At 53.8% G+C, this 12,369-nt stretch carries 9 protein-coding genes; all 9 read right to left on the reverse strand.

Annotated elements, in window-relative coordinates; translation table 11 throughout:
* Positions 1-45: 45 nt before the first annotated feature.
* Positions 46-408, reverse strand: a complete 363-nt coding sequence (locus ABDB91_RS17735) for a LytTR family DNA-binding domain-containing protein (RefSeq protein ID WP_347489015.1) — start codon at positions 406-408, stop codon at positions 46-48.
* A gap of 211 nt (positions 409-619) precedes the next feature.
* Positions 620-1,738 (reverse strand): prenyltransferase/squalene oxidase repeat-containing protein, encoded by a 1,119-nt coding sequence (locus ABDB91_RS17740; RefSeq protein ID WP_347489016.1) that lies wholly within the window; start codon positions 1,736-1,738, stop codon positions 620-622.
* A gap of 115 nt (positions 1,739-1,853) precedes the next feature.
* Positions 1,854-4,394: a VWA domain-containing protein gene (locus ABDB91_RS17745; RefSeq protein ID WP_347489018.1), complete on the reverse strand. Its 2,541-nt coding sequence runs from the start codon at positions 4,392-4,394 to the stop codon at positions 1,854-1,856.
* On the reverse strand, positions 4,384-6,099 hold the full coding sequence (locus ABDB91_RS17750) for a BatA domain-containing protein (RefSeq protein ID WP_347489019.1): 1,716 nt from the start codon (positions 6,097-6,099) through the stop codon (positions 4,384-4,386). The genes ABDB91_RS17745 and ABDB91_RS17750 overlap by 11 nt, the downstream gene beginning before the upstream one ends.
* Complete coding sequence (locus tag ABDB91_RS17755; RefSeq protein WP_347489020.1) at positions 6,099-6,953, reverse strand: DUF58 domain-containing protein; 855 nt, start codon at positions 6,951-6,953, stop codon at positions 6,099-6,101. The genes ABDB91_RS17750 and ABDB91_RS17755 overlap by 1 nt, the downstream gene beginning before the upstream one ends.
* A gap of 1 nt (position 6,954) precedes the next feature.
* Positions 6,955-7,926: a MoxR family ATPase gene (locus tag ABDB91_RS17760; protein WP_347489021.1), complete on the reverse strand. Its 972-nt coding sequence runs from the start codon at positions 7,924-7,926 to the stop codon at positions 6,955-6,957.
* Between the two features lies 1 nt (position 7,927).
* Positions 7,928-9,481, reverse strand: a complete 1,554-nt coding sequence (locus tag ABDB91_RS17765) for a hypothetical protein (RefSeq protein ID WP_347489022.1) — start codon at positions 9,479-9,481, stop codon at positions 7,928-7,930.
* Positions 9,482-9,484: 3 nt separating this feature from the next.
* Positions 9,485-10,243 (reverse strand): hypothetical protein, encoded by a 759-nt coding sequence (locus tag ABDB91_RS17770; protein ID WP_347489024.1) that lies wholly within the window; start codon positions 10,241-10,243, stop codon positions 9,485-9,487.
* Positions 10,244-10,293: 50 nt separating this feature from the next.
* A complete protein-coding gene (locus ABDB91_RS17775; protein WP_347489025.1) occupies positions 10,294-12,354 on the reverse strand; it encodes a hypothetical protein in 2,061 nt (686 codons plus the stop codon).
* Between the last annotated feature and the right edge of the window lie 15 nt (positions 12,355-12,369).

The following is a 12,369-nucleotide window of genomic DNA, read 5'->3' on the forward strand; positions in this document are numbered from 1 at the left end:
TTGCTGCAAACTTGATATATGCGGTACCAACAATGGCACCAACATTCAGATAAGCTTAACCATCTCATATAATTTACGCTCGTTGTTCTTGCTGATAAGTGCGGTTTCACGGGTATTATGAAACTCTATGTAACGCTTGTCCGCTTTGCTGCTTACTTTTTTTGCCATCTTCAGGTTAACAAGGTAGGATTGGTGAGATCTGAAAAAACCGGCATCGTTTAATTTTTTCTCTATTTCGCTCAAGCTGGTGTTAACGGTATGCTTCCCCCGCAAGGTATAAATATCAACCTTTCTGTCACTGGTGGCAAACATGATTATCTCATTCTTGAGCAGGAATATCTTTTCATTCCCCTGTTTAAAACAAATAATATTATCGCGCCCGACGCATGAAAAACCGGTTATATTCATGCCACTACCTTCTTTATTTCAGGTTTACCCTTAATCCTACCCCGGTCCGGGACACAAAACGTCCCGGACCGGATTCTCTTTCCTTCGACTCTTAAAATACCTTTGTCAAATGTCAAGACTCCCACTTCCATAAGCGGAAGTTCCCATTCTTACTTCAGCTGGGGCATAATCCCCATCCAAAGCCTCGATATTCAACTTTAGCTGAACAAGTTCACTTCGCCGCGGAACCGCCGGACAGATATTTTTCCGCCATGGGGCGGTACTTTTCGTGCAGCATGTCGTACGCGGACTTTTGATTATAGGCATCGGCCATAGCATAAAGAGCCTGTTCGGTAGACATGGCATTATCGTACACGGGCAGCATATCTTCCTCGGCCAATACGTGAGCAAAGCTGCCGTTTTCCAACTGGAACTTAAGCAGAGCGCTTACCGGATTACCGCCGGAGGGCTTGGTCCATGCTTCACCCATGGGGTCCTGACCCAGCAGTGTGAGAGCCTGAATAACCCAGGCGCAGCTTTCAGGATTCGCAGTGCCCCAGGAATGGAAGCCACCGTCATCCAACTGCTCTTCTTTTAGAAATGCCAGGGCCCGGGCTACCGCCGGATTGCTCTCATCGGCTCCCAGTATGCTCATGGCCATCAGGGCGGCGGCCGTCATATCGGCATCTCCATCCACCAGCTGATAATCTTCGGGATTGTCAAAATGTTTTACATCCCAGTTAAAACCTCCGTTGGGCAGTTGCTTGCCAACCAGCCATTCCAGGCATTTATCCTGGTTGGGAATGGGCATTCCGGCACAATGCAGGGCAATAACACCGAAACAATGGGCGTTGATCAGGTCGTCCCCCACCGGCAAACCGGTTTTCTGGTCCGCAATGGAATCGGCGAAATGACCGTTGGGCAGCATAGAGTTTCTTACTGTTTCCACCAGGTTAATACCGCCGAAATTGTAAGGATCTTTCCCGGCGGCGCACACTCCGATGATGGTGCGCTGGTAATCGGTATTTTTAATTTTATTCAGCTGTATGCCCTGGCGGACTTCATCCTCCCGCCAGTAAGCCCCGTTTTTACCGTTCACCGTCCACTTGGAACCGCTTATATCCTCGCCGAAACCAAACAACCCCAGGGCCGGCCAGTCCAGTATGCCGTGAAACTCACTGTCTTTATAGGTATCGTGGTAATAGTTAATGGTCTTTTGAGCGGCGCGATGTACGTCTTCCCTGCTAATTTCAGGTTGGGCCGCAGCCGCCGACGACAGCCCTAAGCCCGTAATCATCAGCAGGCTTAACAGCGTGGCCAACAACAACCGCATAGTTTTTCTATAATACATAAGCACACCTCTTTTCTTAAAGTAAAAGCATTGTTTCGCACATCATTCTTATAATCAACTAATCAACTCTTTTTAAAGGCCGACTGGAATCAATATGAAAATTAAGTCCCAAAGTCTACCGCTTAAACCAGTTAAGCCGGCGCGCGGCAATATCCAGTATAAAAAACAGCAGCGCCAGGGGAAGCAGGATAAAGTCCAGGTTGACCACAGCCCGGTTTTCTGTCACCGGCTGCCGGAATACTTTTAGATCATCGGCTATCAATCGACCGCCGGTCGCGTCAACAAGAGACTGCAGGATTTCTTCCCCGTCGCCGGTGTTCAGAGCATATTCAGGGGAATAATCCACATGCACCGTCCTGGTCAGGCTGTCTATAATGCTGTCCTGTTTTTTAAGTCTGACCGTTGCTACATAGCCCCCCACTTCTTCCAGGGCGAAGCTGCCGCCGTACTTGCCCGGTGCCACCTGCCGCAACACGGCTTCCTTCTGCCGCCCCCCCGGCCCCTGTACAAGCATCTCCGCCTGCTGCCCGGATTCCGGGGCCGCAGTGGCGGCGGAAACTTCCACTTCACTCCCCCGGCGGGTAAGCTCTACCTGCAGTTCACCTCCCCCCGCATCCCGCAAGCACCAATTAATCAACCGGGACCACTGTTCCTGAAAGCCCGGCCAGGTCACCCAGGGAGCGCTCCAGCGGCCGTTTAAATCCGGCGTCCAAGCTATCACTTTCCCCACCCCGTACCGCCAGGCGGCCAACACCGGGTCGTCCCGCCGGCTTTTCAGGAGCAATTCGGCCCCGTCCTTGATTCCGGTACCCACGTAACCTTTTAAAGGGGGCGGGGAGACTGCCGGGAAATAGGTTGTCTCCTGTACCTGGACCGGGGTAAACTGCTCGTTGTTAATATATCTTTTGGAAGCCAGATAAGTTTCCCTCGTGAATATGCGGGGGATGCTCTGCAAATCCCGGGTGTAATAATGCCGGCCCCCGGTGTGCTCCGCCAGGTATTCCAGTTCCCGGCGGTCGGCATCCTCTCCCACCGCCACAGTTGAGAGAGTAATCCGCTGCTCCTTCAGAGCGGCGGCATAAGGCTGGTAGCCCTCTTTTTCCCCCTGGCCGTCGGTAAGCAAAATGATATGTTTGACCTTGACCGGAGCCTGCCGCAGTGTTCCGGAGGCTTCTCCCAGGGACGGGATGATCAGGGTGCCGCCCCTGGCAGCCAGCTTGGCGATACTATCCTTGATTTTATTTGGCTCCCGTGCCGGGCCGAAGGGTACCACCCATTCCAGCGTATCGGCAAAGCCCAGCACACCCAGGTAATCGCCGGGTTCCAGAACATCCACCGAGCGCAGAGCGGCTTCCTTGGCCATCTCCAGTTTTTTAACCCCGCCGTCGGTATCTTCCATGCTGCCTGAACAATCAATCAGCAGCACCAGTCCCAGGTTGGGCTGTTTCTGGTTGCCTTTCATCCGGCAGCGCACCGGCAGTATTTTTTCCAGCAGGGTATTTTCGTAACCCCCCGGGGCAAAGCTGCGCTCACCGCCGGTAACCACAAGACCGGCGCCCAATTCCCGCACGCACTTTTCCAGACTGTCCTCAAAACCGGGCGGCAAATCCCGGTAGGCAACATTGACCAAAAAAATCTCCTTGAAACGCGATAGAAATTCCAGATCCCCGGGTACTGTGCCGGGATCGTAACATGTGACGTTCATACCCAGGCTTTGCAGAAGAGAATTAACCACCGCCGTCTCTCCTTGGCCGCCCACCACCAATATCTCGGGGACGCCTTCCACCATTACGGCGGCGGTCAGGCTGTTATTCCCGGCATTCTCATCCCCGCGGAAATCAATTTCCCCCCGGTAATTCAACCTCCCTTCATTTTCCGGGGCCAGTTCAAACCTGAAATTATTGGCACCCGGCTGCACCGCCACCTCTTTTTGCAGTACCTGCTCCCCGTCGCAAAAGATGCGGATAGTGCCCCGAACCGGCCAAGTACTATCCAGGGTCACGCCGACAGGCACCCGGGCCCCCGGCTGAACACCGGCCGGCAAGTTCAGCGAGCTGAACTGCACGTCCTGCCGCCGCCCCCCCGGCAAAGGATATACCAGCAGGCTTATGTTGTTGTCCCGCAGTTTTCCGGCCAGGGAACCAACGTTACCGGAGTTTTCCCGGCCATCAGTAATTAATACCAGGCGGCGGTTGGTATCCGCCGGAAAATAATCCAGAGCAAACGCCACCGCCTTTTCCAGGTCGGTAAAGTTGGGATTCGGCTGCGCGGCCAGCGAAACCCGCTCCACCTGCCCGCCTGCGGGAACGTCCACCATGGGCTCACGGCCGAAGGTGATCACCGCCACCCTGTCCCCGGACGTCTTGGAGCTTAACTGATCATTGATATATTTTTCCACCGCGGTTTGCCGGTCTTTGACACTGAGTGACCCATCCACCAGAAAAACAGTCGTGGTGTCCCGGGGAACCAGCACCATCCCGGCCCCGGCCAAGACCAGCAGCAGGCAAATTACGGCCAGCAGACGGCAGGCCAGCCACCAGGCAAGGGTCTTAGGGGGTAAACGGCGGCGCGCCCGATAACCCGCCATGGCGAAATAACCGAGCATCAACAGGGCCAAGAGCAGCAGTTTGATATCCATACCGTCACTAAAGCTCACGTCTGTACACCTGCCATTCCACCGCCAGCAGCACAAGCGCCAGCACCAGGATGATAACCTGCAGATTAAGCGGCGGCAACAATCCCGCTGAACCGACGCCCCCGGTTAGCTCATTTTTATTTTGCTTCTCCGACTGCTCAATAGTTCCGGAGACAAGTCCGGACGGAGGATTGACAATAATTGTTCGCACCTTTTGACCGCTTTCCATAATTTGATAAACGCCGGGTCGGCCCAAGGTTACCGGAATTCCTTCCAGTGCCGCGTTAAAACCCTGCGGGCCTTGTACTCTCAAAGCCCGGTCCCGCTCCGGGTAAATCTGATCGCCCGGTTGCAGCCACGCCGCTTCATCCTGGAAGAACCACGCCAATATATTGTCCACCAGGATGGGAAAAGCCGGGAGCAAAGTGAAATTGGTATTATCCCAGTCCGGCGTAGAATAAAGCCGTCTGTCCGCTGCCGCCATCACCGGTTTGCCGGCGGCCTCCATTACCACCCGATACCCCGGCTGCAATTTCAGAACGGCGCACTTATTCACATAGGCTCCCTGCAGGTCCGATTCTAGATCCCTGGCCAGGGTACCCGGGGAAATTGTTAACGGAGCCGGACCGTCTATCTGCCCGCCAAGCATCTTTGCGGGCGGATTAAGCCGCCAGACACGGGCTTCCGCCGGGAGCATTCCGGCAGGGGGCTCCTGATTGATAATATATAGGTCGTATTGATCCTTGACCCCATCCCACCGGTCGACACTTTGTACGGTAATACCGGGCAGACTGGCAAGGGCTTGCTGCAAATAGTAGCTTTCGCCCACCAGCAGCACTTTTTTGCTAAAGCTGTCACCAACCGGCAGCAGAAAAGAGTTATCCACGGCAAGCAAATCTTGATTTTGAATGGTTACCCGCAGCAATTGCGCGCCCGTGTCCAGCCGGGGCCAGTTGACATCCGCTTCCCGGCCGGCCGGGATATCCACCTTCTGAACGTCCCGGCGGCCCCGGTCGTCCTCCAGCTGAAGCAATACGGTGCGGTCGGCGGAAGCGTAATTTTTTACCCGGCACAGGGCGGCATGGGTATGATAATCATACGTACCACCGGTAATGCCCATATTCTCCAGATGCTCACCCACTTTAATCCGCTTGTCGCCCAGGGGCAGTTCCTTATCGGTAATCACCACCCGGGGGGCCGGGCAGGCGTTCAGCACCCCGGCGGCCGTTTCCATATCCAGGACCTCACTGGTACAGGCAATACGCGCCAATCTTTCCACTACCTCATCGGGGGAGGCTTTTTCCAGTACCAGGCGGCTGTTCTTCTGCAGCAATACCAGGTTAATCCGCACATCGTCCGGCAGTGTCGCCAGGTAGCCGGTTAGTTCATCCCCGGCCTTGGCCAGACGAGTGGCGCCGCCTTCCACGGCCTGCATGGAGAGGGAGCAATCCAGGGCAATGGTAACCTCCTCACCATGCCAGGATGCTATCCAAACAGGACGGGCCAAAGCCAGCACCAACAGAGCACCGATCAAAAGCTGCAGCAACAGCAACAAGCGGCGGTTTATGCTCCTTGTTTTAACTCCCTGCACTTCCCGGAGCACCTGGTTCCACAGCATCAGAGTAGGGACATTTTTTTCGGCCACCTGTTGTTTGCGGAAATGCAATATAATTATCAGGGGCAGAGCCAGGGCCAGCAGCAATCCCATGGGCTGTAAAAAACTCATTACACTATCCCCGCCGCCGCGGCCACCAGACTAACCGCTGATTTGCCGGTACTCCCGAAAACATATCTTACATCCCGCCTGTGGCAAATTGTTCTGCAGTTTTGTATAAATTCATTAACTTTGACCCGGTAAATCGCCCTGGTTCTTTGATCCAGATAAACCGGTCTGGCTTCCCCCGTTTCCAAATCAATAAATTTAAATTCCCCTTCGTAGTCGGGGTTCGTTTCCTGGGGAGACAGCAGGTGCAGCACTACCACATCCTGCCCCCCGAAGCAAAGATGGTCCAGGGCTTCCGGCAGGCCGTCACCAAACAAATCAGAAATTAAAAAAGTCATGCCGGGACCCGATTGCTTGCTGTCTATAATACCTTTTAATACGGTTTGCCCCGCCGGTTTTAATTCGCGCACCTCCCGCAGCAATTGATAGAAACTCTCTTTGCCCCCGGCCTGCTTTTGGATGATCCTAATTTGATCATTTAAGGCGCAAAAGCTCAGCTTATCCCCCTGCTTCAGAGTAATATAACTTAGACCCAGGGCTGCCTTCCGGGCCGCGGTCCATTTGTTGGGATTGCCGAAATCCATGGAAACGCTGCTGTCCAAAATTATATTAACCTGCAGTTGTCTCTCTTCCGTATATTCCCGGACATAGACGTTACCGGTGCGGGAATAGGCCTTCCAATCCACCCGGCGTATATCGTCGCCGGGCAAATATCCCCGGTGCCCGTAAAAATCCAGGGATATTCCCCGCCCCTTGCCCCGGCGATTTCCTGCGGCTCCTTTAATCAGCCGCTTCCTGCTAAACAGCACCAGATGATCAATTTCCTTTAAAAATTGATCTATTGACAGGTTATTCATATTAATTCACCTGCCGCAATAGTTCCTCTATAATCGTGTCGGTGTCCACCTGGTCCGACCCGGCCCGAAAATTCAGAAAAACGCGGTGGCGCAGACAGGGGTGAGCCATAACTTTAATGTCCTCGTAGGAAACGTTATAGCGGCCCCGGGCCAGGGCCCGTATTTTGGCCGCGGCCAGCATGGACTGCGCCCCCCGGGGACTGGCGCCGCAGGTTACGTAATCCTTGACCAGCTGCAACCGGCTATGGTCGGGATGGGTGGCCAGTATAATTTTCAGAGCGTACTGCTTTACCTCCGCAGCCACCGGCACTTCCCGGGCAATTTGCTGCATCTGCAGAATCTGTTCACCGGTGGCCGCCTTCTTGACCTGCGGCTCCCGGGAGCCGCCTACTGTGAGGTCCATTATCCGGGATAAGTCATTCAGCTCCGGCAAGAATATCTTCAACTTAAACATAAACCTATCCAGCTGCGCTTCGGGCAGAGGATAAGTTCCTTCCATTTCCAGGGGATTCTCGGTAGCCAGCACAAAGAAGGGGTCGGGCAAGGGATAAGATGTGGCGCCCACCGTTACGGTTTTTTCCTGCATCGCTTCCAGAAACGCGCTCTGAGTTTTCGGGGTGGCCCGGTTGATTTCATCGGCCAGCACCAGGGAGTGAAAGATAGGACCTTTTTCAAATGAAAAGTTCAGCTCGCCCTGGTTTTTATGCATGATTACAGTACCTGTAATATCCATTGGCATCAAATCCGGAGTGAACTGGATGCGGGAGAAGGAAAGATCCAGCACCCGGGCCAGGGTTTTTACCAATTGAGTTTTACCCAGGCCCGGCGCTCCTTCCAGCAGCACATTGCCGCCGGCAATAATGCCGATCATAACCTGCCTGACTATCTCGTCCTGCCCTATGATCAGCTTACCCACTTCACTTTCCAGGGCTGTAAAATATTCTTGAAAATTAATTACGAGATTCCGCTCCATTTTAATTTCCCCCATTTAGCAGCGTAAAATATTCCATTACCAGTTCTCGCCTGGGCAGGGGTATGGGGTATTTTAAAACGTACTCCATATCCGCTTCCCCGAATTCCGCCCGCACCCGGTCCGGCGTTGACAATTCCCCGGTTTCCGTCGGCACCCTGTCGGCGGCTTTATCCACCATACCGCCCTCCGTCCCCAGCTGACCCTGCACCCGGGAAAGAGGAGCTCCCTCTTCGCCCAACCGGGTGGCCTGTTCCCGCCTGGCCAGTTCACCGGTTAGACCTTCGCCGTTACCCTCCCCGGAAGCTTTGTTAGCACCTCCCCCCACGCCATGGGAACTGCCGGTGTGATGCCCGCCCGGACCACCGGCGGCAAGGTCGCCGCCCGAAGAGACCGTAGTTTCAGCACGGCTGTAGTCGCTGGTCTCTCCGGCTGCGAAGGCGGCCAGCCGGTCTCCGCCGCCGGGACTGTTAATACCGCCGTTTGTCCGGGCCAGCAGCCTTTCCTTGCTCTGCTGCAGCTCCAGGGCAACTTTTTCTTCCGGAGCGAATAATTTACCCGTATCAGCCACGGCACGAAGCGCTTCCTGCAGCTTTTCCCCCGACAGAGCGTTATCTTCCAGCGCGGTTTTCAACCGGGCCAGTTCGCTTTTCAGCTCCGGGGAAGAAGCAGCGCCCGCGGCTTCCTGCAAATTATCGAGCATGGTTTTCCGCTCCGAGTCTGTAAATTGGCTTTCAGCACTCAGTTTGACGGCCTTTTCCAGGTCTCCCGACCTCAGGGCTTCCCGCAGTACTTGATGCCCGGACCCCGTGCCCTCAAAAATACCGGCCAGGCTTTGCATAATCTCATCCTGACTGGCGACCGACCGGCCCAATTCCTTTTGAGCGTCCGCCACCTCGGCAGCGGCAAGGTCAAAATCACCGGCGCGACTCAGACGGCGCTCCAGCGTTTTTAAAACGGACAATAATTGTTCGTTATTCTCCCGGCCATCTTTCGTTTCCGGCAATTCCTCCCGAATCTTTTTTATTTTTCCCGCCTCTTTTTGCAGCTCCCGATTGATCTCTTCCCGCTCTCCGGCCGCCTGCCGCGTTTCCGAAGGCAGAAAATATATACCCCAGGCCAAGATAATAAGTATAGCGGCGGCCAAAATTTTTTTGCCGTTAATGCTTAATTTATACCGGCTCAGGGGATTAATATTTTGCACGGCATACTCCGCTTCTTCCCGGAAGGCTTCCCCCAGGGCAAATTCCCGGTTGCGGTATTCCAGATAAGTCGTAAGCCGCTCTTCCAAGCCAAGTCTGTCCCCGGCCGCCGCCGCCTGTTTTAAATCAGGCCTTTTCAATAATCCCGCCGCCAGGGCGAGAGCCATCAGGGCCCCCCCGGCATACAGGGCCTTTCCCGGCACGTAAAGCAAGGGATACAAGTGTGCCGACACCATAAAGACAAACAACATCCCGGCTGTGACCAACAGGCCGCTGATCAGCCAATGCAGAACATTTTCCAGCCATAACTTCCGGCGCAGCTTTAACAATACCAGGTCCAAGGGGTTACCGGACAATACTTACACCTCGCGATACGCGTTCTTTAAATTCCGTAAAGTAAGCAGACAGAAAATTAATATAACCGGGCAGCAAAAGCATAGGTGATAAACCACCGGCGCCCAGCCCACCTGGTTGCCGCCGCCTATTTGCATGTAAAGCAGGCCCGTAACGGTAAGCAGGGGATTTAAGAAAAACAGGCCGGGAATGTCTCCGTCAAAAACAGTTGTGACCACCAGCTGCCCGTATGCAAGGTAAAAATAAAAGAAAACCAGCGTTAAAACAACCACGGCAAAAATTAAGCAGACCAGGAAATAGTACTGCCACATTTTAGGCAAGTTGGTGGTATGCAAAAAAATACGCGCACTGAGAATAAACATCCCCCATAGAACCTGTATAGCCATCGGCCAGAGGAAATTCATGATATTTAGACATCCGGCGATATGAATGATAAAAATAAGCGGAACAGAAGCAAACACCAGAATCACCATCTGCCATAGCAGGCCGCCCAGGTAATAGAAAAGCGTTTTAAACGCTGCTCCAACCTGCGGCAATGCCTTTGATTGCTTAATTGACCCGCCGGTTAACGCTCCTATTTCCCAGAAGGGAACAAGCAGGGAAAAAAGTAAAAACTGAAAGGCCATGAAATACAAGTAACCCTGCTTATAATCCCCGGGGTTGTACCCTTCCGCCGGCAGGGCCACCATAAAAAGATAGCCGGCCAGCACTATTGTCAATACTGTTAAATAGGAAAGCATCAGGGTAATATTTTTTTTGCCCATGTCTATGTCCAACACCCCTTTCAAGCGGGCACGGTTCTAATCACGCCTGTTCATCCACCTGCCGGTACTTCCGCAGACGCCCCGGAGCCCTTTATTTCAATCTGCGGAATGATTACCCGCCCGCTCCCCCTGACTTTAACGGCCAGGGAACCGCGGCCGATGTAATCTTCCAACATAGCGTCCCGCAGCATACCGGAAACCAGGGGTTCCCAGGCACTCTGCCGGCGATTGAAAACCGCCAGTTCTACCTGACCGCCCTCCACCCGGGAATAAACCGATATTTCCCCGGCCCGCACTTCCGGGGGCAGAGCATAATAAACTGTCAGTTCTTCCCCTTCCCGCAGGTTATAATCATTTTTTATCACTGCGGAAGAATTCCGGTATTCCACCACGGGCTGTACAAATCCGGGCGGCAGTGTTACCGCTCCCGTGCCGGTCCGCAAGGCCATAGGAAAAACATGCAGGACCAACTCGTCAACTTTCCGTGGCTTGCCGTTGATTGTCAGTTCTCTTTGGCCGCGGCTAAAACCAAACATTTTGCACATCACGCCGTCATTTTCCGCCTGGTAAAAGTAATACTTAAACAGTTCCAGCTGATAGCTGTCCATTTTCCCCGTCCGGGAAACGGTATCCAGGAAGTTATAGTCGCTCAGATTGAAAAGAGTATGTTCCAAACGATACTTAAGCCCCACGCTGTCCAGACCTTCCAAATCCCCAAGGCCGACGACGGTATCACCCACCAGCAGGAAGCAGTTGACAAGATCGCACGCCAGGGGATTTTTTATTTCCCCCGTCAACAAATCCCCGTCCAGGGCCGGCCGCAGCGGCGGAGTGCCGCCTGCCGCCGTTCCCCGGCCAAACAGGTAGTGGGGTTCGGCATCATCATAGATAACAGCGGCCCGCAGGGGGTCGATACTAAACTTTCCGGCACCCGCTTCCTGCACTAAATCCATTCCAGGCAGCTGCACCTGTAATTGTTGGCGCCGGTAAGGATAAATATTGGTCAGAGAATATAAATCATCGTCATCCCCGTGAATTTGCACGCCGGCGCATACGGCTTTACTTCCGTATAACCCGCCGGACCAGGCCAGCATGCAGAAAATCACTGCAAACGCCGCCACAATGGATGGAACCGCCCAACGCGGCATTCCCTGCCAAAAGATACACGCGCCCAGCAAAAGAAGGTAAACAACAGCCAGGGCCAACAGAAACAGCAGCGCATGATTTGAAGACCGCAACAAGCGTTCGGCCACCGGCCGCAGTTCTCCGGCGGCCGCGGCCTGTTCGTCAATTCTCGCACCGTTGATTAACCTGCCCAATCCCGCGGCGGTAATATATCGTTCAACGGCTTCAGCCACCCCGGACGGGTCGTCAATCACCGCCGGGCTGAAGGAAAGGGGGGCCGCACAGCCATAACCGACAGCTTTAGCCGCATCCAATTGGTCAAACATACCGGTTAGATTTTTGTAACCGTAGCGGCCTGTTCCCACCAAGGCCAGCCCTCCGCCGGACAGCCAGCTCCGCAGCAGTTCCTCTTGATCCGCGCCTAAATTGCCCGTATTAAAATTATCCGCTATGATCAAGTTAAAATTTTGCATTTCCGCCGGGGTAAAAAGAAAATCTTCATCCATATTTACCGTCAATACATCTTTTCCGTCCACTAAAGGTGATTTCAAACCCCTGATATGGTAAAGCTCAGCCGGGGTATCGCTGAGTAATCCCACCAAAACAGAATTTGCGGGCGCAATTTCCAGAGGCGCCCGGCAACGGGCAATAACTTTGCCTTCGTTATCGGTAAAGTTGATCGTTATTTCCCGGTCCTGACTCAAAATCAGCACCGCAAAGGGCAGCATTTTGGTAGTTCCCGCCGGCAGGTCAACCCGGTGCCGGTATAATTTTTCACCCGCCGCAACAGTTAAGATGCCTTCAAAATCCTGTCCTCCCGACTTCAGCGTCACGCGTACCGGGTTAATTCCCCCGGCCTTGCATTTGCCGTCAAAGCCGGTCTCCGCGGAAACGGCAACGGAGGCTGAAGCAAAAGCGCTTCCTCCGGTAAACAACCAGACGATAAAAATTATCAGGTAAATGCGTAAAAGCTTATTATTAAGCATAAAACCCCTTTTCAC

This window comes from Desulfoscipio sp. XC116 (genome assembly GCF_039851975.1).
Taxonomy (GTDB): Bacteria; Bacillota; Desulfotomaculia; order Desulfotomaculales; family Desulfallaceae; genus Sporotomaculum.

What these genes read in the sequence shown, in the direction of transcription:
- ABDB91_RS17735 (WP_347489015.1), bottom strand. Translation starts at nt 408, where the DNA reads ATGAATATAACCGGTTTTTCATGCGTCGGGCGCGATAATATTATTTGT.
- ABDB91_RS17740 (WP_347489016.1), bottom strand. Translation starts at nt 1,738, where the DNA reads ATGTATTATAGAAAAACTATGCGGTTGTTGTTGGCCACGCTGTTAAGC.
- ABDB91_RS17750 (WP_347489019.1), bottom strand. Translation starts at nt 6,099, where the DNA reads ATGAGTTTTTTACAGCCCATGGGATTGCTGCTGGCCCTGGCTCTGCCC.
- ABDB91_RS17755 (WP_347489020.1), bottom strand. Translation starts at nt 6,953, where the DNA reads ATGAATAACCTGTCAATAGATCAATTTTTAAAGGAAATTGATCATCTG.
- ABDB91_RS17760 (WP_347489021.1), bottom strand. Translation starts at nt 7,926, where the DNA reads ATGGAGCGGAATCTCGTAATTAATTTTCAAGAATATTTTACAGCCCTG.
- ABDB91_RS17770 (WP_347489024.1), bottom strand. Translation starts at nt 10,243, where the DNA reads ATGGGCAAAAAAAATATTACCCTGATGCTTTCCTATTTAACAGTATTG.
- ABDB91_RS17775 (WP_347489025.1), bottom strand. Translation starts at nt 12,354, where the DNA reads ATGCTTAATAATAAGCTTTTACGCATTTACCTGATAATTTTTATCGTC.